21 protein-coding genes, 4 tRNA genes and 2 pseudogenes are annotated in these 23,619 nt (G+C 38.9%); 18 read left to right on the forward strand and 9 right to left on the reverse strand.

All coding sequences use genetic code 11. The features are described 5' to 3' along the window. The first annotated feature begins 36 nt into the window (after positions 1-36). Together LBN07_04680 and LBN07_04685 are read left to right on the forward strand one after the other, a co-directional pair. Positions 37-1,056: a ParB/RepB/Spo0J family partition protein gene (locus LBN07_04680; protein ID MDR0850742.1), complete on the forward strand. Its 1,020-nt coding sequence runs from the start codon at positions 37-39 to the stop codon at positions 1,054-1,056. Between the two features lie 2,446 nt (positions 1,057-3,502). Then, the gene (locus LBN07_04685) at positions 3,503-3,934 is read left to right on the forward strand and encodes a GNAT family N-acetyltransferase (GenBank protein ID MDR0850743.1); all 432 of its coding nucleotides are present in this window, start codon (positions 3,503-3,505) and stop codon (positions 3,932-3,934) included. Between the two features lie 157 nt (positions 3,935-4,091). Here the strand turns inward: LBN07_04685 and LBN07_04690 are convergent, their stop codons facing one another. Then, positions 4,092-4,973: a CvpA family protein gene (locus LBN07_04690; protein MDR0850744.1), complete on the reverse strand. Its 882-nt coding sequence runs from the start codon at positions 4,971-4,973 to the stop codon at positions 4,092-4,094. Between the two features lie 416 nt (positions 4,974-5,389). Here LBN07_04690 and ftsH point away from each other — a divergent pair, with 416 nt between their 5' ends. The 4 genes from ftsH (at position 5,390) to LBN07_04710 (ending at position 9,880) form a co-directional block, all read left to right on the forward strand. Then, a complete protein-coding gene (gene ftsH, locus LBN07_04695) occupies positions 5,390-7,555 on the forward strand; it encodes an ATP-dependent zinc metalloprotease FtsH (protein MDR0850745.1) in 2,166 nt (721 codons plus the stop codon). Positions 7,556-7,644: 89 nt separating this feature from the next. Then, on the forward strand, positions 7,645-8,265 hold the full coding sequence (locus LBN07_04700; GenBank protein MDR0850746.1) for a hypothetical protein: 621 nt from the start codon (positions 7,645-7,647) through the stop codon (positions 8,263-8,265). A 143-nt stretch (positions 8,266-8,408) separates the two neighbouring features. Continuing rightward, complete coding sequence (locus LBN07_04705; protein ID MDR0850747.1) at positions 8,409-8,822, forward strand: hypothetical protein; 414 nt, start codon at positions 8,409-8,411, stop codon at positions 8,820-8,822. A gap of 17 nt (positions 8,823-8,839) precedes the next feature. Further along, entirely contained in the window at positions 8,840-9,880 is a 1,041-nt protein-coding gene (locus LBN07_04710; protein MDR0850748.1) for an SPFH domain-containing protein, read from the forward strand. A gap of 33 nt (positions 9,881-9,913) precedes the next feature. Here the strand turns inward: LBN07_04710 and LBN07_04715 are convergent, their stop codons facing one another. The 3 genes from LBN07_04715 to LBN07_04725 form a co-directional block, all read right to left on the reverse strand. Further along, positions 9,914-10,543 (reverse strand): GDSL-type esterase/lipase family protein, encoded by a 630-nt coding sequence (locus LBN07_04715; protein MDR0850749.1) that lies wholly within the window; start codon positions 10,541-10,543, stop codon positions 9,914-9,916. A gap of 63 nt (positions 10,544-10,606) precedes the next feature. Beyond that, complete coding sequence (cysS, locus tag LBN07_04720) at positions 10,607-11,986, reverse strand: cysteine--tRNA ligase (GenBank protein MDR0850750.1); 1,380 nt, start codon at positions 11,984-11,986, stop codon at positions 10,607-10,609. 25 nt (positions 11,987-12,011) lie between these two features. Continuing rightward, on the reverse strand, positions 12,012-12,434 hold the full coding sequence (locus LBN07_04725; protein ID MDR0850751.1) for a MarR family transcriptional regulator: 423 nt from the start codon (positions 12,432-12,434) through the stop codon (positions 12,012-12,014). Positions 12,435-12,606: 172 nt separating this feature from the next. Here LBN07_04725 and LBN07_04730 point away from each other — a divergent pair. From LBN07_04730 to LBN07_04755, 6 genes are all read left to right on the forward strand, one after another. Continuing rightward, a tRNA-Met gene (locus LBN07_04730) sits at positions 12,607-12,682 on the forward strand. A 3-nt stretch (positions 12,683-12,685) separates the two neighbouring features. Then, positions 12,686-12,762 (forward strand) — tRNA-Met (locus tag LBN07_04735). A 107-nt stretch (positions 12,763-12,869) separates the two neighbouring features. Next, a tRNA-Glu gene (locus LBN07_04740) sits at positions 12,870-12,944 on the forward strand. A 327-nt stretch (positions 12,945-13,271) separates the two neighbouring features. After that, positions 13,272-13,439: a hypothetical protein gene (locus tag LBN07_04745; GenBank protein ID MDR0850752.1), complete on the forward strand. Its 168-nt coding sequence runs from the start codon at positions 13,272-13,274 to the stop codon at positions 13,437-13,439. A 257-nt stretch (positions 13,440-13,696) separates the two neighbouring features. After that, on the forward strand, positions 13,697-14,008 hold the full coding sequence (locus LBN07_04750; GenBank protein MDR0850753.1) for a hypothetical protein: 312 nt from the start codon (positions 13,697-13,699) through the stop codon (positions 14,006-14,008). A gap of 49 nt (positions 14,009-14,057) precedes the next feature. Beyond that, positions 14,058-14,312: a hypothetical protein gene (locus LBN07_04755; protein ID MDR0850754.1), complete on the forward strand. Its 255-nt coding sequence runs from the start codon at positions 14,058-14,060 to the stop codon at positions 14,310-14,312. A 258-nt stretch (positions 14,313-14,570) separates the two neighbouring features. Here LBN07_04755 and LBN07_04760 read toward each other — a convergent pair. Further along, a pseudogene (locus LBN07_04760) lies at positions 14,571-15,446 on the reverse strand (hypothetical protein). 271 nt (positions 15,447-15,717) lie between these two features. Between LBN07_04760 and LBN07_04765 the strand changes: the two are divergent. Next, positions 15,718-18,186, forward strand: a complete 2,469-nt coding sequence (locus LBN07_04765; protein ID MDR0850755.1) for an HAD-IC family P-type ATPase — start codon at positions 15,718-15,720, stop codon at positions 18,184-18,186. A 59-nt stretch (positions 18,187-18,245) separates the two neighbouring features. Beyond that, entirely contained in the window at positions 18,246-18,881 is a 636-nt protein-coding gene (locus LBN07_04770; GenBank protein ID MDR0850756.1) for a hypothetical protein, read from the forward strand. Between the two features lie 245 nt (positions 18,882-19,126). Here LBN07_04770 and LBN07_04775 read toward each other — a convergent pair. Beyond that, a pseudogene (locus LBN07_04775) lies at positions 19,127-19,794 on the reverse strand (HD domain-containing protein). A gap of 118 nt (positions 19,795-19,912) precedes the next feature. On the opposite strand from LBN07_04775, the gene LBN07_04780 reads away from it, so the two are divergent. From LBN07_04780 to LBN07_04790, 3 genes are all read left to right on the forward strand, one after another. Continuing rightward, the gene (locus LBN07_04780) at positions 19,913-20,599 is read left to right on the forward strand and encodes a hypothetical protein (protein MDR0850757.1); all 687 of its coding nucleotides are present in this window, start codon (positions 19,913-19,915) and stop codon (positions 20,597-20,599) included. Beyond that, positions 20,580-21,113, forward strand: a complete 534-nt coding sequence (locus tag LBN07_04785) for a hypothetical protein (GenBank protein ID MDR0850758.1) — start codon at positions 20,580-20,582, stop codon at positions 21,111-21,113. Before LBN07_04780 ends, LBN07_04785 begins: the two co-directional genes overlap by 20 nt. 192 nt (positions 21,114-21,305) lie before the next feature. Further along, on the forward strand, positions 21,306-22,004 hold the full coding sequence (locus tag LBN07_04790) for an SGNH/GDSL hydrolase family protein (protein ID MDR0850759.1): 699 nt from the start codon (positions 21,306-21,308) through the stop codon (positions 22,002-22,004). A 50-nt stretch (positions 22,005-22,054) separates the two neighbouring features. On the opposite strand, the gene LBN07_04795 is transcribed toward LBN07_04790, so the two are convergent. Continuing rightward, entirely contained in the window at positions 22,055-22,528 is a 474-nt protein-coding gene (locus LBN07_04795; GenBank protein ID MDR0850760.1) for an ATP-binding protein, read from the reverse strand. Positions 22,529-22,576: 48 nt separating this feature from the next. Next, positions 22,577-22,651 (reverse strand) — tRNA-Arg (locus LBN07_04800). Positions 22,652-22,984: 333 nt separating this feature from the next. Between LBN07_04800 and LBN07_04805 the strand changes: the two genes are divergently transcribed. Further along, on the forward strand, positions 22,985-23,221 hold the full coding sequence (locus LBN07_04805) for a hypothetical protein (GenBank protein MDR0850761.1): 237 nt from the start codon (positions 22,985-22,987) through the stop codon (positions 23,219-23,221). Here LBN07_04805 and LBN07_04810 read toward each other — a convergent pair. Next, entirely contained in the window at positions 23,218-23,526 is a 309-nt protein-coding gene (locus LBN07_04810) for a DUF5662 family protein (protein MDR0850762.1), read from the reverse strand. The two genes, LBN07_04805 and LBN07_04810, sit on opposite strands and share 4 nt — an antisense overlap. Between the last annotated feature and the right edge of the window lie 93 nt (positions 23,527-23,619).

Consider the following 23,619-nt stretch of genomic DNA (forward strand, 5'->3'; position numbering starts at 1 on the left):
AGGAGGAAGCGCCTGAGTAAAAGGCGGAAAAGAAATATGATTAAAAAAGGTTTAGGAAGAGGACTTGATGCGTTGTTCTCGGTATATAATGATGACGAAGAGGAAGAGGCAACTGATGCAAAGGTTGTTAAAAAGTTGGCTGAAACGGAAAAACCGGTTGAGAGAAAGCCTATACAGATAAAGCCTGTTGAGCCTAAGGTTGAGACTGCCCATGCAATGAGAATTGAGGCTTTGCCAAATAGGAATAATGAAGACGGAATTTTGGAAATAGACATTAAACTTATTGACCCCAATAAAAACCAGCCCCGTAAGAATTTTAATCCAACTTCACTGAAGGAGCTGGCAGAATCAATCAAACAGCACGGTGTTATTCAGCCTATTATTGTAAATGAGAACAAAGGCAGATATATGATTATTGCAGGAGAACGCCGTTTCAGAGCGTCTCTCATTGCAGGCAAACGGACAATTCCTTGTGTGGTAAAACATTATGATGACAAACAGGTTAAAGAAGTATCTTTGATTGAGAACCTTCAGAGAGAAGACCTTAATCCGGTAGAAGCCGCCAGGGCGATTAGGCAGCTTATGGATGGTTATGGCTTCACTCAGGAAACAGTGGCTGACAGAATAGGTAAAAGTAGGCCTGCTATTGCAAACACGCTGAGACTGCTCACCCTCTGCCCCGAAGTTGTATCTATGATAGAGGATAATAAGCTTAGTGCAGGACATGCCAGATGTCTGGTTGTGGTTACTGACAAGGATACACAGATAGAGCTTGCTAATCAAGCATGCGACAATAGAATGACAGTGCGTGATCTTGAAAAGGCAGTAAGAGAACAGCTTGATCCAAATAAGGCCACTAAGAAACAAGAACAGAAAGAACAAAGCTTGGAGCTTAAAACTCTAATTGGTGAGATGCAGCGCTTGTTTGCTACAAAGGTATCGGCTTTGGGTAACGACAAACGAGGAAGAATATATATAGATTATTATAACCGTGACGACTTAGACCGCATAGCTGAAATTGTTGAACAGGCACAACAAAATAAAAATAAGGAATAAAAAAGAAGCCACCGCATGTCGGTGGCTTCTTTTGTGAGCTGCACTTAAAGAGGCCCAACTTTTTTGAGAGAAGCTGCCTATGGGTAAATTGCTTAATAGTGTAAGTTATGAGAATACTGCAAAACCATCTCAGAACTATTAAAATGATTGAAAGATGTCCCAGCGTGCCAATAAAATGTGCATAAAGTATGTTTTTACACTACCCTGCTGCAAATGTTTCATGTGAAACATTTGCTGGGGAGGGGGCTTGCTGCTTGTTGGGTCTGCCCTTTCGTAGCCCGATAGTGATGACAATTGGGCTGATTGTTTCACGTGAAACAATCGCTTTTAAAGCACTGCATTATTATTACAAATTAAAGCGTGCAAGAGTTGTTCTCCCATTTGGGACATGTATGACTAACGATGCATCTTACGGACTAAATTATGTCTGAGCTTTTTGAGTTTGTACAAATGCTGCCAATTGTTTCATGTGAAACAGTTGTGGTATAGACACGGCGTGAAAGCAGCTTTAATTGCCCGCTCTATGATATCGACGTGGAAGCGATTGTGATGCGGATATAGTCAGGGTTTGATGGCAAAATGGCCCAGATTAAGAAAATGGTCGAATTTTACAAACAATTACATTTGAGACCATGGGGTCCATGCGCACCCCCCAATTTTCTTTCGCCATATGACACGAAAAAAGTTTTCTCGATAAATCTATCGAATGGTGGGTATTGTGTCATATGGGCCGAAATACGGGTTTTGGTGAGATGTGGCCATTTTTATCCCTTCAAAATGGCCATTTTGATGGTTTTAAGTAGAATTATGTTATATTTATATAACTGTAAGGAAAAATTAGGTTTATAAAAAGTGATTTAGTATATTGATGAGTTGATGGTTTTGATTAATCGTTAGACATTTGTGATTATTGTTTTTAAGGTGTTGCCATAAATTGTTTCACGTGAAACAATTATGCTTAGGCCCTTTTTATTATAACGCAGATGGAATATATGGTACGCTTTACTTCTTTTAGGCGGGATTGTTTTAGCGACGGCGATTGTTATGCTATGCAAGCCTTAATATATTAATTGTGTGCCTACTATATGCAATGCAACATTTATAATCAAATAATCTTTAACTATTTTTCCTTATGCTTTTGACGCTTATGTATTATTATCCGGAAAGTGTTGGCACTTGTAATTGTCAGGATGTTCTTATGTTCTGACTTTTATATTGTTTCACATGAAACAATTGGCATTAAACATAATTTGTTGAATGTACAGCGTGGTTTTGTTATGAAAAATAATAGCGCTTTAATGATTGAAGGCCACATTCCCGGTTTTTATGTGTTTTAAAGGGAGGATAATTGCCGCTTTGATATTTATCTAATGGGCTGGGTTTATGAGTTTGCGTTATACCTGAATGTACCAACAAAATGTTTCATGTGAAACATTTATAAGGATAGCTTTAAGAGGACATGGTTATTATATAGAGAGAACGCAATATAAGAAGTCGGTATATTATATTATTTCGGCATTGTCTTTATCTTTGTGAGCTATAAGATAGGCATGGTTTATTGACATGAAGCTCATTAAGGCTTTAAGATGTCAGCTGTATGTTTAGTTTTTTTGTTTGGTCTGCTAATAGCTCTTAAGACATTTATAACAGGCTGATTAAAAACTTTTTTAATATGACAGCAAGTAGGTTTATTAGAGTTGCAATCTTTGAAGTATGGATTGAACAGTAGCATAATTATTATATAGAGACTATTGGTATATTGAAAAATGCAGTAGCAATAGATAAGGAATTTGCTCTTGAGTATTTTTAATCGTTTATCTATAAAGTGACCGCTGTAATATTTTGAATTGGTGGGTGGGGTAAAAACTCTTTTAATGGAGAGGGGTCCTATCAAGATTTATGAATAAATGTTTATAGAGGCTGCTTGAATTTCTCTCGGCATTTAAAAAGGAATGAATGGAATTTGCTTTAAGAGAAAGGAAAAAGAGAGGATGGGGCAGATTTTGATTTAACGTTGGCATGAGATATAGCGAATATGGGACATATGGTTATATATTAATAACTATATGTGGATTATGCAGCATGTAAGGAATCGTTTCGACTGAAGTGGGGATAATACATGCCCGGAGACTTGTGTTTGAAAGATAGTAAATTGGTGACAGGAAGTGGGACGCGCTAATGTTGTAAAATAATATGGCGGAATAAGTCCGATGAGGTGCGAGCTTTATGTGTGTCCGCGGGCTGGTTTTTGAGTTTAAATTTGCGGACAGACTTTTAGTATTATTTTAAGAAATAAAATGTGGACAACTCAAAAACAAAAAGTGTTTTTAAAAAACGAAAGAATCTCACATTTTTCAAAAAATGGGGTTGACAGAAGCAAGCAAGGTATAATTAAGTTGTCCACTAAAGGCTCAGAAACTGTGGATAAGTTGAGAGGAAAAAGTTTATGAAAAACACAGAGAACACAGAATTTTTGCTCGCACGTAAAGATGACCTTGACGAGATTTTTAAAATATTTCAAAATAAAGAAGAATGGCTGAAAGAAAAGGAAATAGATCAATGGAGGGGCTACACGCAAAGGTATGGCAAAGATTTTTTTCTGAACCACATAACAAACGAACATATGTATATATTAAAAGAAACCGATAAAATTATTGCATGCGGAGTTTTGCTTTCAGGAGATAGTTTATGGGGTGAACTTTCGCCAGATGCCAGAGTATTAAAAAATCTTGCCAGCATTGAAAGCGGCGGAGGTGCCGCTCTTATGGAGCATATGTTTGAAATGTGCAAAGCTGAGGGAATAAAAAAGATAGTTATAGATTGTTTAGCTACAAATAGGGATTTAATAGGGTATTATAAAGGCAGGGGTTTTGTTTAAATGGGCATGTCAGACAAGTTGTATAGCAGCGGGCATACCCCGTGTTTAATGAGCCGTGACTTGTGAAAATAATATATAAAAAACCACCGAATGTCGGTGGCTTTTTTGCGGTGTTGCAGGATATTATTAGGTTTAAAAAGAGTTTTATAATAATTTTTTATGCGTTGTTGTATTTTGGTAGATAGTAGTTACATATTTCTATCAGCGTATTTGATTGATTGGTGAGCCTTAACACAGGTGCTATGTTTGGACGTGCACCCGAAGTTTCTTCACCTGAGCCTGAGGCCTCTTCTTCTCCGAGGATGCTGTTGGCAAAGTCTCTTAGCTTATTGCCCAGATAATCGCGAGTGAGCTCATCGGTTTTGTCATATACAATCTTTACGATTTTAGTGTCATCAAGTATTGGTCTTGTGGAATCACTGATTGACGGGAATACTATAGTAAGCGCTGACAGCATCGCACATACAAAGGCCGTGAACAGCAGTCCTTTTGCCGCTCCGAAGATGAATCCCAAAACTTTGTCTATGCCGCCGATTATACTGAATTCTGTCAAGCGCTTCATCAGACTGCTGAGAATAGCCACTATAATTCGTATCAGTATAAATGCGATAATTGCGGCTAATACTATAGTGGCAAGAGGCCCAAGTACATCTCCTATGGCGCCTCCCAGCGTGCCTCCCGGAGCCACGCCGTGGTCGGCGAATATATATTTATATAAGAAATCGAATATTCCGCCCTTTGCAGCACTTGCGGTGTTATAAGCTTCAGTGGCCGTTAGTCCGCCTGTCTGCACCATCCCGAAAACATCATTAAATCCATAGAAAACTTCGGCTATTTTTCCTCCGAAAAATCCGTTGGAGCCGAATATTGCATTTATCAGCGCTCCGAATGGTTTTGCCACAAGAATCGCCAGCACTATTGACACAAACGAGCCTATCAGTGACAGTGCCGACTGAGCAAACCCTTTTATCAGGCCGATTATTGCAAGTATCGCCACCAGAGCCACAAAAACTATATCTATAATTATAGGTACACTCATTTGTTTATCTCCTAAAAGCTTGTTTTTGATTTGGGTATAATTTTAAGTATTGTTCAAAAAGAATTATATCATACTAGTATCATTTTATCAACAAAATTGAGCAAACAAGTGGATTTAGAGCACTTAAATTATGCAATAAATTTTGAAGTACTAATGTTATATTGTTTGATTTAAAAACGGCTTTGTGCTACAATTAGGTTTACAGAAGTATTATATAGTAATTATATAAGACCAACGGAGGTATCATTTTGAAAAGTTCATCTATATTGAAATGGACGGTATTAATAGGAATAGTAGTAATATTTGCTTTGTTGCTGTTTGCTTTTAACGGCAGTAAACCGGGAGAAAAAGTAAATCTGATTGGAGAGGGTACTCCAAGCAATCCAAACAGTGTGCAGTATCTGATAGAAAATGATATGGTTCTTCAGATATATATTGCTAGCGGTGAAGGTAAGATATTGAAAATAGGCTCTGACGTAAAAGAATTTCCGAAAAACAGCGATTATTACTTTACTTACAGCACCGGAAGCGAGCTTGAAATACTGATTGGCTGGATAGATGCTCACAATGCGGATGTGGCTATCAACAACCCTACCGGGACCAGAGCGCAGATTACTTATAATTCAGAAATTATCAGACAATCATGGCTTGAAGCAAATTGGCCTCTTCTGCTTATGATAGTATTGGCGATTGGATTGTGCTTTGTTATGCTACGTGGTGTTATGGGCGCAAATTCAAAGAGCATGAATTTTGGCAGAACCAAAACTACGCCCGCTCAAAATGTGAAAGTACGCTTTAGTGACGTTGCCGGAATTGACGAAGAAAGAGAAGAGCTTCAGGAAGTGGTGGAATTTTTGAAAAACCCGCAGAAGTTTACTGAGCTTGGAGCCAAGATACCCAAAGGGATATTGCTTGTTGGGCCCCCGGGAACAGGAAAGACACTGCTGGCCAAAGCTATTGCCGGCGAAAGTAATGTGCCGTTCTTTTCAATAAGCGGCTCTGACTTTGTTGAAATGTTTGTGGGTGTTGGTGCGTCCAGAGTGAGAGACCTGTTTGACCAAGCTAAGCGTCATGCTCCATGTCTGGTGTTTATTGATGAGATTGACGCAGTGGGCCGTCAACGCGGAGCAGGACTTGGAGGCGGAAACGACGAGCGTGAACAGACCCTTAACCAGCTGCTTGTTCAGATGGATGGTTTTGAAGGAAATGAGGGCGTAATTGTAATCGCCGCAACCAACCGAAGTGATGTTTTGGATCCCGCACTGCTGCGGCCCGGTCGGTTTGACAGACAGATTTATGTTTATCCGCCGGATGTACGCGGGCGCGAAAAGATATTTGAGGTTCACAGCAAAAATAAGCCTTTGGATAAGGATGTAAACTTTAAGACGCTTTCAAGAATAACGGCAGGCTTCACCGGTGCTGACATAGAGAATGTGCTCAACGAAGCAGCAATTATCGCTGCTAAGCAGGAACACAAGAAAATCACAATGAAAGATGTAACCGAAGGCATAAATAAGGTCATTATGGGTCCGCAGAAGAAGAGCAGAGTTGTAACCGACAATGACCGAAGAATTACCGCTTATCACGAAGCAGGGCATGCAATATTGCAAAAAGTTTTGACCTATTGCAACAGTGTTCAGGAGGTTTCGATAATACCCAGAGGCGGCGCGGGAGGTTATACTTACAGCCGTCCGGACAACGACGATGTGTATATGTCAAAAAACAAGCTGCTTGATGAGATATGTTCATTCTATGGAGGACGTGCTGCTGAAGAAATAACTGTCGGAGACATTTTGACCGGTGCCGCCAATGATATAGAACGAGCAACAGCCCTTGCCCGAAAGATGGTTGTTGAGTGGGGTATGAGTGACCTTGGAGCAATTAATTATCACTCTGCAAGCGGTGAAGTATTTATTGGCAGAAGCTATCAAACGCAGGTAGATTATTCTGAAAGCAAGGCTGCCGAAATTGACGCCGAGGTTGCAAAAATACTGAAAGACTGTTATGACCGAGCAAAAACAATGCTTAAAGAAAATCTGCACAAATTAAACACTATGGCCGAGCTGCTACTTGCAAAGGAGACTATCTACAGCGAAGAAGTTGAGCTTGTTATGCAGGGCAAAACTAAGGATGAAATCATCAAGGTTATGGAAGAAAACGAAGCTCGAAACAAGGCCAGAGTGGAGCTTGAGCGGGCTGAGATAGAGTTGGATAAAGTTCAAAAAGAACAGGCGGTAAGGCTGAGAAGTGCTGAGGCATTATTTAAGGCGGAAGTGATTGACGCGAGAGAGATGGCGAAGACTCGGGAAGAAGCCAACAAAATAATTGCCGCGGCCAAGGAAAAATATGAAAACTTGAAAAATAAAGAGGATGCCGCCAAAGAAAATTCTACTGCTAAAACTGTCAAAAAGCCGACCGATGAGACGGCCGTTAAACCCGCTAAAACAGTGACGAAAAAGTCGGCTGAAAACGGTACAAATGTGCGTTTAAAGGCTGCGACTAAGGGGTCGAAACAGCCGAAAACGGCTATTGAAGACAAAAAAGAAGAAACGAAGCCTGATGATGGTGACAAGTCTAAGTAGTGTGTATTTGGTTGACAAAAAAAACAAAATATAATATAATTACCAAGTTATAAAACTATAAAATTGTAAGGCTGTAAGGAGAGAGAACGATGAGCAGAAAGAAAATGATAGCGATAAGTATTGTAGGCGTGGTTACCGCTATATTGGTGGTGACTACTATAATACTTGCCATAATACCGTCAAGCGCGCACGCGCTTGTGAAAAACGACGGCCTGCTTTCAAAGCCTACCAAGATAATAACTTATAGGCATATTGACAACTTGCCTGTGACAAAGGAGTATACCAACGATGCGGGCGACAGCGACACCATGAAAAAAAGATACAACGATATACTTGACAAAATAAACAATCAAACAGGGATGAGCGTGCTTAGCGGGTTGTTTGCGCAGAACAAGTCATCTCAGCCTAAGGTTGAGGACATTGATGTTCCCAATCAATATTGGAATGGGGTAAACAAATCTGCTACTGCCGAAAAGATTATTGTAGTGCTTTATTATCACGAAGAGCAGATGATAATGAACGGGACTAAGGAAGTTAAGTTCACCAGAGCGTACTTTACTGTAAATGATACCTTGTCAACGCAGACTTTAAAAATATATTTGTTCAACGGAACCAATAGCACAGCCACAACGATGATAACTTATAATGGTCAGTTCAATGATTTGTTTGACTATGTAGTAGGCCTGCCGACAGGAGCTTCAACAGTCTGATAAAAAAGGAGCCGAAACCGCACATTGACGGAGGCTCTTTTTTATAGTGTTTTCTTAAAAATGGTTGTAAATATTTTGTAATTATGATAGTATATTGTTAGGTAGAATTTACTGATTTTACGAAAGTAAAAGGAGAGAAAAACATGGGGATTTGGGAATACTTGGGTATAGGTATCGGAGTATGCGCCGTGTTGCTTGTTATTATCATTATTCTTGGAAGCAGAAGCAACAAACAGAAATCTAAAAAGAATTTGGTAGAAACAAAGAATGCAAGGTATACTTATGAAACCGAAACCACTACTTCGGGGGGAGATGCAAAAATTTCGTTTACGAGAGAAGATGTAATGCTTCACATGGGCATAACTTATAAGGTCTCTGCAAACGAAAAAGGTGCAATAAAGCCAGGAAAGTATATTTTGCTTTGTAGCGAAGATAATACACCTAAGTTTAATGTGCGTATAGGCGATTATGTAAAAGAGTATAAGCACAATCAAGAAGTTGTGCTTGCAGAAGGCAGTGAAATCACTTCTGTCAGCGCGTCAATAATACTAAGATAAAGCAAAGGAGAAATAAAATGGGATTTATAAAAAATCAACTGCTTAAAGTTATTGAATGGACCGACCTTTCAAAAGACACGATTGTATACCGCTATCCTATGGATGGGCGTCAGATTATGATGGGCTCGTCTCTTACTGTGCGTGAAAGTCAGGTTGCCATATTTGTAAATAAGGGTAAAGTTGCTGACATATTCGGGCCCGGAAAGCATATCCTCACCACCAGCAACTTGCCGTTTTTAACTACACTGTTGTCACTGCCTTACGGGTTTAAATCGCCTTTCTATTCTGAGGTATATTTTGTAAACACAAAACAGTTCCCCAATCAGAAATGGGGTACCTCAAACCCTATCACCATGAGGGATAAGGAGTTTGGCGTAATCAGAATTAAAGCCTTTGGAAAATACTCCTTCAGAGTTGACGATGCAGGACTTTTTTTGAAAGAATTATTCGGAACAAACGCGTCATTTACTACGGGGGATATTAATGAATATCTTAGAAGTATTTTGATTTCGGGCATAAGCGACACTATTGCCGAGAGTAAAATTTCGGCGATTGACCTTTCGTGTAACCTTTTGGAGTTTAGTAAGGTTGCAGCTAAACAGGTTACCGACCACTTTAAGGAGTTGGGGCTTGCTATAAGCAATCTTATTATCGAAAATGTATCTTTCCCTGAAGCGGTTGAGAAAGCCATTGATACACGCTCAAGCATGGGTGTTATGGGGGAGACTATGGATACTTATATGAAGTATCAAACGGCAAATGCAATAGGAGACGCTGCTAAAAACCCCGGAGCAGGCGGAAGCCTCGCAGGTCTTGGTGTAGCTCTCGGAACGGGTCAGGTTATTGGTGATGCTATGAAAGACAGCTTTAAGGCAAAGCCTCAGGAAGAAGTCAAAAAACGTTTCTGCACCGACTGCGGCGCTTCAATCAATGCAGGGGCCAAATTCTGCAACGAATGTGGAGCAAAACAGACGGTTGCTGCTGATGTTTGCCCAAAATGCGGAGATAAAGTGGCCAAAGGTGCAAAGTTCTGCCCGCACTGCGGACAAAAATTATAAAAAATAAAAAGCAAGGGTTATTGCCCTTGTTTTTTATTTAAAAATTTCTTTTATTTTATCATAAACCCTGTCGCTGAGTTCTTTGTGACTTTCTTCGGTCAAGTGAACGCCGTCGTCACCTACACCTAAATTTAGCGCCGACAAGAAGTGGCATCCGTTTCGTTGTGCTATATTGTTATATATTTTTTCTAATTTTGCACTTTTTTCTGTGGCCGTTTCATCATATTTGTTTGCAAATTTTTTCGAGGCCAATTTACCGTCTACTTTTGGAGGTGCTAGGATTAAAACTTTTGGATTGGGGGCGTTTTCAAACTTGCGTGTCAAAATGGGTTTTATGATTTTTTGCTCAAGCATTATGCCGATTTCTTCCGCTGTTTTATTATAGATAACTTTCAGTTCATTTGTGCCAAGCATAACAATAACTAAGTCCAGCGGGTCGTGACTGTCAAGGCATGGCAGCAAGTAATTATGTCCGCTTCTGCCTTCTTTGCCGGGTCTTGGGTCATCAGAAATTATTGTGCGTGATTTTAGACCCTCTTCAATTATATAATAGCTATCCCCAAGTCTTTTTGCAAGAATTTTTGGCCAACGCCGGCTGATGTCATATCGCATCCCACTTCCTGCTATGTGCCCGAAGGTATTTGAATCACCAAAACAGAGTATGCTCTTGAGTTGTGTTGGGGGGGGCAGAGCTATTGGTTTTCATTTTGTATTTTCCTCCTTCTGTCAATTTTTTATAATTTCAAACCCTTCTTTGGTGTCTTTTACGCTAAAGCCTTGTGCTGCAATTTCGTCTCGCAGTCTGTCGCTTTCTGCCCAATTCTTTTGTGCTCTGGCAATTTGGCGCTCCTGTGCCAGCTTAATTATTTGTTCAGGAATTTCCTCTGTTTTTTGCGCTTCTTCTTTGCTTAGGTTTAGTGCAAACACTCTGTCAAACTCAATCACTTTTTGATGTATTTGCTTTGAGCGAGGAAGCTTTAGCATAGTCCACAAAACACCCAATGCAAGAGGGATATTTAGGTCATCGTTTATGGCATCTAAAAATTGTTTGTCATAGTCTTTTAATATACTTTCTGCAGTTTTCTCATTGCCATTTTTGTGCTCCAGAAGTATTTTTTTAAGGTTCAGCCTTGCTACTCTTGCACTGTTTAGTGCTTCAAAGGTGAAGTTGATTTGTTTGCGATAGTGTGTGTTTTCGCAAAAGTATTTGAAGTCCATGGCGGAATAACCTTTATCCTCCAATTGACTTATAGTGTAACTGTTGCCCAGACTTTTACTTGCCTTTCCGCCGTCAGTCAGCAAAAATTCGTTGTGCATCCAGCGCCCAACCACCTGATGGCCGGCAGCAGCATCATTTTGAGCGATTTCGTCTTCATGGTGAACGGTCAGATGGTCAACTCCGCCCGTGTGAATATCAAACTTGTCGCCTAAAATGTCTTTGCTCATTGCTGAGCACTCTATATGCCACCCCGGGCAGCCTACGCCCCAGGGGCTGTTCCACTTCATAATATGGTCAGGCTCCACAAACTTCCACAGCGCAAAGTCAAAGTTGTGGTGCTTGTTTGCGTTTTCTTCAATACGAGCCATGCCTGCTTTATCAAAATCTTTAGGGCTAAGTACACCATATTTACCGTATTTTAGAACATCAAAATATACACCGTCGTCAAGCTTATAGGTATATCCCTTTTGCTCAAGTATTTTGATAAACTCTATCATCTGTCCGACATATTCGGTTGCTTTGGTGATATGTTCGGGTACGTCTATGTCAAGTGCCTTCAGGTCTCTCATAAAGGCTTCGGTATAATGCTTTGCAATATCATAAGGCGATTTCTTTTCTTTTTTTGCTGCCTTTTCCATCTTGTCTTCGCCAAAATCGTCGTCACTCACTAGATGTCCGACATCGGTTATATTCATCACACCCGTTATTTTATACCCGTTAAATTTAAGTACACGTCTTAAGTTATCCATGAAAATGTATGCACGCATATTGCCTATTTGAGCATATGAATATACTGTGGGTCCGCACGAATACATTTTGACTGCGCCCGGCCGCAGCGGCACAAATTCAGTTACCGTTTTGGTCAGAGCATTGTATAATTTTAACATTTTTATTATTCTCCTATAAATTTAATCAAAATTTCTTTGACAAAACCTGATTTATTTCTTCAAGGTTTCGGTTCAATTCTTCCGCCCCTTCGGGGCAGCACTCAATGACGCTGTTTCCGATGGCTTCTAGGCGGGCTTTTAAGTGCTCCTTACCCTTTTCAGTGAGGCTATAGTATATTATTCGCTTATCTATCGTATCTTGTCTGACTTTAATCAATTCTTCATTTAAAAGCTGCTTGCATATCGGCGCCAGGTTGGATTTTGCTATATATAATTTTTCTATCAGCACTGACGGCGACACGCTGGAATATTGCTCAATCAAAAATAGGACCCGTTCACTTGCCTGAAACAAACTCTTTTTGTTTGCTTTCTTGTTAAACTCTTCACAGGCGTTTTGCGACAGTATACGTGTCATCAATATATTTTTGGCTAAGTTTAATTTTTCCATACCTGTTATTATTGTATAACAAAATATGCAAATTAGCAAGCAAACTGATACTACAAAGTGTAATATTCAAAACTAAATAAGCTCATAAAGATGCGTGTTTTATTACATAAAACCATTGACAAATGATATCTTTTAGGGTAAAATGAAAAAGCCTTTACACCAAAAGGCCTATCGCGGGGTGGAGCAGTCGGCAGCTCGTTGGGCTCATAACCCAAAGGTCACAGGTTCAAGTCCTGTCCCCGCAACCATTTGGCGGCGTAGCTTAGTTGGTTATAGCGTACGGTTCATACCCGTGAGGTCGCTGGTTCGAATCCAGCCGCCGCTACCATTTTAGTTTTTTAACCCAAAACTAAAGTATGTGTTTAAAGCTTGGCACCGGAACTCATCCCCTCCTTTTAGTTTGAACGTTTTTTGTGTCTTGCTCTAAACAAATACGGCCCCATGGTCAATCGGTTAAGACGTCGCCCTTTCACGGCGGAGTGAGGAGTTCGACTCTCCTTGGGGTCACCATATCAGGGGTATACGCACACCATATGTTGGCGCAATAAGAAAGTGTTTCGGCGCTTTCTTTTTCATTTATGTTACTTTCATTATTTGGATAATCTGGGAATATCAGATTGAGCAGCAGTTCACCTTTTTGACCACCTTTGAGATGAAAGATTATTTTTACTTTGTTTTCATAAAGAATAACCCGATAAACGAAAGTGTCAATTAAATGCTTATTATTTTGCGAGCGATAATATCCCTTATGCAAAGAGTGATGACTTCACTAAAGATGCATGGAATCTTGTAAAAGGACTTGACAGAAGCAGTGGGTTTATAAAGTCAACGGCAATATTGGGCACAAAGATACACAATGGGTTTATGTTAAACAAACAAATGAGAGTTGTAGGCGGTAGACTAGATGGCGTAAATCATATAACAAAGACTATTTATGAGCTAAAACCAAATAATGCACGAAGTATCCGTCAAGGAATAAAACAATTACAAAAAAGAAAGGAATAAGTAGGTATATTTGGTTATTTATAGATTGTGTTGAAACGAAAGAAAATAATGATGGAAATGAAGATTTTCTTGATTCTGGTTTTGTTTTGGCCCTTCCGCTTAATGAGGGCATATATTCATGCTTACAGGCGGGCAGCGTAGAAGTAGAGCCTTTAAATGCCATAGTTGACTATTCCAAAAAGATGAATTCTCTTTTCATTTTCTATTAAATGTGCTATTATGTATGTATAAAAAATCAATCAGAGAAAGGTTTTTTAATGTGGGGGTGGAATAAGCCGTTAACAGATAAAGAAAAAGCAACGGAAGACTTCGGAAAGAGGTTGGAAGAAGGATATTATGACGGGAGGTGGGGGCTTAATGATGAGCCGGGTTTTACTCCTGTAATTGAATTGCTGACACCGGAGGAGCTTGCGGAGCATGACTCCTTGCTCACTCAGGAAGAAAGGAATGCTTATTTAAAAAACAAAGGAATTGAGATGGATAAGGCAAACGAAGAACGAAGCCATAAGGCTGTTATGGAATTTCCTGAAAAGTTTCCGGATTTGTTTGAATTTATTAAGGAATTATAATGTTCTGGTTTTTATGAACACAAGAATTAATAATAAGGAGAGATGTAAAATGTTGCAAAAGAATGGATTGCCGTGGGGATGGGAATTTTTGTCGTTGGAGAAGCAGGAGATTTGGCTGGACCAAAATGCCAGTGCTGAAGATAAATATGATATTGAGGAAGAGGCTCAAGAAAGGATAAGAAATGATATTTTCTTGGATAATGCTAGGGAGCGTAAGGGTAGGATAGATTATTTTGGGGGAGTGTCCGCAATAGATTTGAGGTTTACTACAGATGTGCCGCATGAATTTCAGTCTCCCGAATAGAAGCCGTATAACAGCTTTGATTTTTCTTAAGTAACATATCGGCAATTCAGTTGTGAAACAATTAAACCGATTGGTCGGAAAAACGTAAAGAACCCGCTGAAAAACAGTGTTTTCGGTGGGTTTTTGTGTGCGACCAAAGGGTTTAAATGCTCCGACTGTGCAGTCGACCGAGGTTTTGGCGAATTTTATGCTATTGTTTCACAGGGAGTTTGGTCTTGTTTTTAACAAGCGCTTTATTTATGTTGTTGTGAGTTTTATTTATTCTTCATCTTTATCATCGAGAGAGGTTTTGCCGTCTTTGATAGCTTGGTTAACTTTGCGGCGCCTGAGAGCGTAATTTTGCAAAAAAGTTTTGCTGCCGCCGGTGCCGTGATAGCCCAGAATTGTGTCGGTGTTTATGTTTTCAGAACTTCGTAATATATTAATATCAACCAGAGGGTTGATTTCTTTGAGTTGTTCTATCAGGCGTTTTATTTCGGCGCGCTTACCGGTTTTTTTGCCTGTCTCACATTCGGTAAATCTGCAGGCACAGCGGATAAATTCCAGATTGTTTGCTTTGCCCCAATTTATGATATCTTTTTCTTTAACGAGGTATAATGGGCGTATCAGCTCCATACCCAAAAAGTTCTGACTGAACAACTTTGGCACCATGGTTTTCATCTCAGCGCCATATAGCATGCTCATGAGAGTGGTTTCTATAACATCGTCAAAATGATGACCCAAAGCGATTTTGTTGCATCCAAGCTCGCGGGCTTTTTTATAAAGATATCCGCGTCTCATTCGGGCACACAGATAGCAGGGCGAACCACCGGCGCCAAAAGCTATGTCAAAAATTTGTGTTTCAAATATAGTTATAGGAAGGTTAAGCTTTTTGCAGTTTTCAAAAACTTGTTTTAGGGTGTCGTCGCGATATCCCGGGTTCATCACCAGAAACACCAGCTCAAACTTTATTTTTCCGTGGCGCAAAAGCTCCTGAAGGCATTTGGCCAAAAGTGAGCTGTCTTTTCCGCCACTTATACATACAGCGATTTTGTCGCCCTTTTTAATCATATCATATTCGTTTATGGCATGCACAAAAGGCCGCCAGATTGTTTTGCGGTATTTTTTGATTATACTTTGCTCTATTTTTTTGCAAGGGTCAAGTTCCATAAAACCATTATATATCGTACGGGTCAAATTTGCAAGCGGTATGATATATTTGGAGTGAACAAATAGTGTGATTTGTTCACTGCTGATATATTAGGGAGGATATTTTGACTTAGCCAAGCAGAGTTTATATAATTTTATATTGTCAAAAATTGATTAAAACACTGTGTTCAGGGTCCTTTTGCTTTACTTTTAAGTGTGTTTTTGTTAAACTGAAAACAGCTAATTTAAATGTTGAAATAATTAGAAAAGGGCTTTTATGAAAAACAGCAAGAACACAAAATCAAATAAATCAGCCGATAAAAAAGAGAAACAGGTCCCTCAGATTATATGTGAGCGGTTTAAGGTTGATACGTCTGTGGGTCTGAGTGAAGCACAGGTTTTGCAGCGCGAAAAAGAGAAGCTGACCAATAAGAGCAAGACCAAGTCAACAAAGAGTTACCTGCAGATTTTTGCAGGCAACATTTTTACTTTCTTTAATATGCTGTGTTTCGGTGTTTTTTTGGCGCTGATTGTTGTGGGTAAGCCTATAAACACTATGTTTATGGTGGTAATTGTTGCAAACCTTTTGATAGGCCTTATTTTGGAGATTAAAGCAAAGCGTACGGTTGAGAAAATATCGTTGGTTACAGCGCCAACTGCGCTTGTGGTAAGAGACGGCAAACAAGTTAGGATACCTGCAACAAAAGTGGTTTTGGATGATATCATAATTTATGAGCTGGGCAACCAGATTTGCACCGATGCTGTGGTTTTAGAGGGCTCTATGAGAGTAAACGAAAGTTTGCTTACCGGAGAGAGCAGTCCTATAACAAAATCTGTAGGCGATAAGCTTTTGGCGGGCAGTTTTGTGGTCAGCGGAACATGCATTGTGAAAGCTGACGGAGTAGGTGAGCAGAACTATTCGACCACGCTTGTGGCAAAAGCCAAAAAACGCAAGGCACCCGAGAGTGATATTTTAAGAGCTGTGCGCACAGTAATTAAGTCGATAGGTATTATAATCCTGCCGCTGGCTGTGGGAACCTTTCTTAAAAAGTTCTATAGCGGACCCGGAGATTATGTTGAAGCTATAGGCAGCACCTCTACTTCAATGATAGGAATGATTCCGGCCGGCATGTTTTTGCTGGTGAGTACAGCTCTTGCAGTGGGGATTATTAAGCTTGCCCGCAAACGTACGCTTGTTCAGGACCTATATAGCATTGAAATGCTGGCCCGGGCCACTGTGCTGTGCCTTGACAAAACGGGGACTATTACCGACGGCACAATGAAGGTAAACACGATTATTCCGCTTGCTAAACACAAGCTTGACGAGATTATGAAAACTATAGCTATTATGAACTATAACCTCAAAACCCAAAACCAGACCTCAAAAGCGCTTTCTGACTTTTGCGGCAAGCGAGAGGAAATAGCCTCTGCCTCCATGGAGTTTAGCAGCGACAAAAAGCTTGCGGCAATCAGCATTGACGGCAAGACATACGTTCTGGGGGCCCCTGAGTTTGTGCTAAAGACTATTCCTGCCCGCCTAAAAAAGAAAATGGAAGGCTATCTAAATGAAGGGGCAAGAGTGCTTATGTTGTGTGAAATGGGTGGTGAAATCGGCGGTGAAGACTTACCTGAGGCGGAGAGAACGCCCCTTGGCATTGTTGTGATAGAGGATAATATAAAAGCTGACGCCATTGAAACTATAAAGTGGTTTAATGATAATGATGTTGAGATTAAGATAATCAGCGGTGACAATGCTGTGGCGGTGAGCGCAATTAGTAAAAGAGTGGGAATATATAACGCCAACAAATTCATAAGCCTTGAAGGAAAAACAGATAAACAGGTATATAAGGCTGCGCTTAAGTATTCAGTCTTTGGGCGTGTCAGCCCCGAACAGAAAGCAATTATAATAAAGGCATTGAAAGACAACAAACACAAGGTGGCTATGACGGGGGACGGTGTAAACGACATTCTTGCGCTTAAAGAAGCCGACTGCTCAATTGCTATGGCAAACGGCAGTGAGGCGGCCAGAAATGTTTCAAGTATAGTAATGCGCGATAGTAATTTTGCGTCTATGCCCAGCATTGTGGCCGAAGGCCGAAGGGTGGTAAACAATATTGCAAAATCGTCCTCACTGTTTTTAATGAAAACCTTTTTTACAATATTTTTGACAATATTCTGTTTCTTTACCACAACGGGGTTCCCTTTTCAAAACCCAAATCAATTACTTCTTCTGGAGCTTTTTGTAATTGGTATACCGTCATTCATGCTGGCGCTTCAAGAAAACAAGCAGCGTATAAAAGGCGACTTTATGACCAACCTTACTGTTAAAGCCTTCCCGGCAGCTCTTACGCTTACGCTTAACGGAATATTATGTTACGTGTTTGTCAGGTTTCTGCCCATGACTGCCAATGAATTTGCAACGCTATGCTCGCTTATGCTCTTGATTGGCGGAATTGTAATTCTGTTTAGGCTCTGCCGGCCGTTTGACAAGTTTAGGCTTATTATGTTCTTCTCGTGTTTGCTGGCTGTTTCGGGCGTTTTGGCAATTACTTATTTGTTCCTGCCTGTTGCGGTGTTTGGATATGTGTCTCTAGGTTGGGCTCATGTCGGCTTCCTTGCCGGTATGGCTGCTTTGACATATTTTGTGCACATGGGCATGACTGCTCTGGTAAGTAAGCTTGCCACAATAAAATTTAGGAAAAACGAAACAGACAAGGTTGCATCAAAGACTAAAGTTGACGTCTAAAACCTTAAGAAACGGTTTAATAAATAGCCGTTTCTTTATTTTTATGATATAATGCCTGTATGGAAATGTGTGAGAAGTTACATAACATTTTAAGATACGGAAAGGTTTTTGATTTTAAGTCGGACCCTGCCGCTATGCCTTTGAATGGTATATATATTTTATATGAAAAGGGTGAAATGGGGCACGGCGGCGATAGGGTTGTGCGTATAGGAACCCATACAGGCAAAAATAAACTGAGAAGAAGAATTTCTCAGCACTTTTTTAAGGAAAACAAAAGCAAGAGCATTTTCAGGAAGAATATCGGGCGGGCAATATTGAACAGGGAAAATAGTTCCTATCTTGAGATTTGGAATTATAACCCCACCTCAAAGGTCAATAAAGAAAAGTATAAAGAAGTGATAAATAAAGAATTTGAGAGTAAAATAGAGAAACAGATTTCAGAGTATTTGCAAAAGAATTTTTATTTCAGGCTAATTGAAATGGACTTGGTAGGCAAGCGGCTTAAATTTGAAGAAAAACTTATTGGAACCGTGTCAAGCTGTAAACAATGCGGACCCGGCAGTAATTGGTTTGGTAACTACAGCCCAATTGAAAAGATAAAAACAAGCGGCTTGTGGCTTGTGCAGGGGCTGGGTAAACCGGGACTTACTGAGGGTGATTTGAAAGAAATAGAGCAGCATTTGATAAAAAGTTAGAGTATTGTTGATAAAAATTCCCGACCGGTGAGACTGCTGTGAAACACCCCTAAAACACGCGGTTTTAGGGGTGTTTTTGTATGCGACTCAGAGGTTTATATATGCCGACCATGTGTTCGCCGGCAAAAATCGGTCAATTTTTCTGTGAAACATACAAAATGGTCCATATTGATTTATGCCGTGAAACAAAATCGCCCATATTAACCAATAAAAAACAGCCCAATAATGGATTGAGCTGTTTAGATTTATTTTTTTGAAAACGGATTGGTCAAATTTCGGCTTTTCCAATTTTGGTCTTTGCGGGCCTCCCTTGCAATTTTAGTAAAAGTTTCGTCAAAATCATTAACCTTGATCTGACGCTCAATCCATAAGTCCGAAGGTTTGTTGCCGTTATTTTCCTGCAAGCCCGCCCTCTCATTGGCAATTTGTGGGTTTTTTGGGTCAATACAGCCGCCCATATCGTATAATTTGCATTGTAGGCAGGAATCCAGCTTATCTATCCATTTTGCAAATTTTGCTTCAGGCGTCTTACTTTCTTCAAACTCGCATACTATTGTCGCTATCTCATCTTTTTTAGCAAGGGGTTCAAGAATCTGTATGACAGCCTTTCTTCCGGCATTACTCTTTTGTTCAGCACTTATGTGGTCAAATGGAGTAATGTCGCGTATAATAATCTCTTCTAGCTCGTGAACGGCCAGCATTAATATAACCTTTTTAATATCGAGTGGGGGGGGGCAGTATTAAATTCTGAATTAATGGCCAGGGCTAACATAATTGTGCTGTAGACATGCTCAGCAACGCTTTCAACCCGTTCGGCCGAAACCTCCCACTGCTTCCAGCCTGTGCGGACCATATTTTTCAGCTTATTGGTAAGTTTATAAAACTCTAAAACATTTTGTACTTTCTTATCCATTTATAAATTCCTTATTATGCTGTTATTATATCACATTGATTTTAATTGTTCAATTCATTATTGCAGATATTAAAAAAAGGCTCATAAACTAGCCGGTTTTTTGTTTGTGTGATATAATTTGGAGGAGGGAAGAGAAATGGAAAAAGTGAAGAGAATATCAAAAAAACAATGCCGTCTTGCAAGAGGGAGAGCAAAAAAGATTATTGAAGATTTGAGAAAAAAAGTAAGAGATAAATATATATTTTCTGATAGCCTTGTCGGCTCCGGCAAGTGGGGAACAATGATGAGCGATTTAAACGGTGAATATGATCTGGATTATCAGATATTGTTGACACATAACTCAAAAGAGTATAATAAAACAAAACAAAAGTTTGATAATCCGACAAAAATAAAGAATGATTTTTATGAAGCTTTTGATAGTATTAAAAATAAGCACGAAAAATTTGAAAATTCTACAACGGCTATTACCCTTAAAAATAGTCAGGATGATAAACCCTTTCATATTGATTTTGTTATTATAGACCCAAATAAAAACCAAATAGTCCGAAGAAATAATAAATCTGAAATACTTCAAAAAAATGAGTTTACTTGGAATTCTCTGCCAAGCAAACATTTTGATACCTTTAATAATTTTAAACAGTTTAATTCGAATGATAAAAGAAAATTAATTGAAGAAAAAATAATTCCTGCAAAAGCAAAGGAGAAGAGAAAATCCGAAAATGACCCAACAAAAATTTCATCTTGTGAAGTGTTTATTAAAGAGATAAATAATTATAGGAGAGAAAATGAAAGGGATAAAAGATAAAATTATTGATTATGAACAAAACAAAGAAGAGATAGAAAAATGGCTTTATGTTAAAGGCGAAGAGAAATATAACGAGTATTTTATTATTTTAGAAAAGTATAATATTAAAACAACGTGGGAAAGCTTGTCGCAGCTATATCGCTATGACAAAAGATTGATTTTTAATTTGTTTAAATATTTTTCTATGTTTGAAGAATATCTAAGAGCAATTATTCTTAGACATAACAAGCAAACTGATTATGAGGTACTCAACAGACAATTATTTAGTGTAATTATTAAGAGAAATAAAGATGTTCTTGAAAAATATTTTAATTATGAACAGCTTGAACAGCTTATTGAATTAAGAAATGCAGTGGCACATACAATAATAATTGTTGACAATGATTTGTTAACCGGAAAAATATCTTTATTAAAAAACTTATTGCCACAGGCCTACAAAGAAAATTTTTCAAATAATATAAATGAAAGCGTAAAAGGTTTAGAAATCAGTGATAATTTATCCATTAAAATCTAATAAGTTTTATGCGAGCAAAAGGTCCGGAATTTATCCGGACAATGTTTTAGTTACGCACTCTACCGACAGTAGAGTTGCTTTTCTGCAACTCTATCGGATGGAAAAATTTTGCATACAATTTAAATTTATAATGGAGTACGTTTTTGATGCCCCGATGCTATAATACTGTTGACATTTTTAAGGAGGGTTAAAATGACAAGTAAAGATTGTGAAATCTCAATATTCGGTGATTCGTTGGCCTTAGGTTATGTGTTTAATAATCTTGTGCCTACGCGACTACCGCACAACGCAGTTTCTGTAATTTCTGATAAGCTGGGGATAGAAATAAAAAATTATTCTGTTTTTGGTCAAACATTGAAACGCGTTTGTGACAAGGGCACCTTAGAGCGTTATCTGGAAGCGTGCAGCGGCGGCAAAAAGCGGATTGCCGTTATTGCTCTTGGCGGAAACGACAGTGATTATTATTGGGAAAAGGTTGCCGAAAATCCGGACTTTCCGCATGACTGCAAGACAAACCTGGCCCAATTTATAACCATGCTAAACAACAAAATTACCCTGTTAAAAGATAGCGGGGTAACTCCTGTTTTGGTTAATCTTATTCCTATAGACTCTAAGAATTATTTTAAAAATATTTTATCCAAAAAATATGACGGTAAAAAGCTATTAAAGTTTTTTAGAGGTGATGTTAATGTTATACACAGGCATCAGGAGGTCTTTAGCAATGAAGTTACCAGAGCTGCAATAGAAAACGACTGTAAGCTTTTGGATATACGTTCAAAGCTTTTGTGGCACCATAATTTAAAAAGCTTGATGCACACAGACGGCATACACCTCAATGAAAAAGGGCAGCGATTTATAGCCGAAGAAATATTAAAGATGATAGAATCCTAATTTGCTGCAGTGTTGGTTTTGGTGTAAGAATGGTATAGTGTCTGCAGAAATCAAAAATTATTTATGGTTATTGCTTCTTCATCAGCTTCTGGTGGAGTAAACATTTTTTTATTTTTATCGAAGTTTTTCAAGTGTTTTTCTGCCCATTCAAATGGACGGTCACTAACAATTCTTTCCTTTAATATATTGTCTGGTACATATAAATAATAGTGCTTAAAATCAGAATTGCATTCTCTAGCCATTGACTTCGCATAATCCCGATCAGGTCTATGCCAAAAGCCCATATCCAAAATTACACTCTTGCCACTATTCAAAAACTCCTTTGTTTTCTGCAATAATATATTACAGGTTTCATCAAAGCATTTTTCCCAATCTGATTCTAAATCTTTTTTATCAAAGAGTTTAATAACTAATTCATCTGTATTTAAGTGTACTGCTCCCGTTTCAACTGCCATTTTTTTTGAAAAGGTGGTTTTGCCAGAACCAATAAAGCCTTGAATAATATATAGAGTTGTTTTTTTCACAGTCACCTCTTTCTCTTGTAATGAACAAGACCTAACGCTTAATTTATATGGTATCCCGGGCGGGAATCGAACCCACAACTGACCCTTAGGAGGGGTCTGTTATATCCATTTAACTACCAGGACATAAAAGGTGAAAAGGTTTTGTTGGTGGTGCAAGGGGAGGGGTTTTAAGTTTGTTACCGTGCGTGTATTATAGCATAAATTTTGACTTTGTTCAAATATATTTTTTTGTTTTATAAAATGAGGCTGAAGGGCTTATATAAAAGGAATGGGTCGGAGCAGTTAAAAACTTTAAGCAGTCTAAAATGAAATAGTAACATATATTAATGTCGAATTTTATACATTTTTGCACGTTTACAAAATTTATTTAAAATTATTTGTTTACTTTTTGGATATGTGGTATAATCAATCCAACTTCGGGCTGTTGAAAAAATGTTTTAAATTGGGAGAAAGATTATGCTAAAACCAATAATTAAAAACGGCGGAAGAGTAAAGGAGACAATGGAGCCTCTTTTGTTTTCAAAGGATATTTTTTCTTCACGATTGGGTATAATGAAACATAAGCATCAAAAGTACAGCGCCTTGCTGCTTAAGATGCTGCGCAGGGAGATGGTGATTAAGTATAGCTATCCGCTGGCTGATGCTGCATTCAGCGGCACGCCGATGTTTCCTAAAGATTGGTTCAGGGATTAGTTGTGCTGCATCTCCGGACTTATAGGTTTCCGGGGCTCTTGATGCTTGTGTGTTACGTAGTGTCTTTGTTCAGCGGCGTGAAAGCCTGCTCTGTTAAGCTCTTGGGGCGAACCGTAAAATTTTTGAGCGTAGAAAAAGAACTCCGCTTTTTCAAATTTGGACCAATCATGGTCTTTTATTTGTTTATCAAGTTCTGGGGTATGTTCTATAATGCCGTGTTTAATCATCAGCTCATAAGCTTGACCTACTGCTGTGATGTGAGCATTGATATAGTCTGAATATTCTTTTTCAAATTCCTTATTTATGGCCTAATTATATCATATTTTATGTGTCATGAAAAGAAGGTAAATTAAAGTCAATTTATGGTTAATTTTTCTGTTGACATTAGGTATAAATAA

The sequence above is a fragment of the Christensenellaceae bacterium genome (genome assembly GCA_031260975.1).
Taxonomy (GTDB): Bacteria; Bacillota; Clostridia; order Christensenellales; family UBA1242; genus JAISKJ01.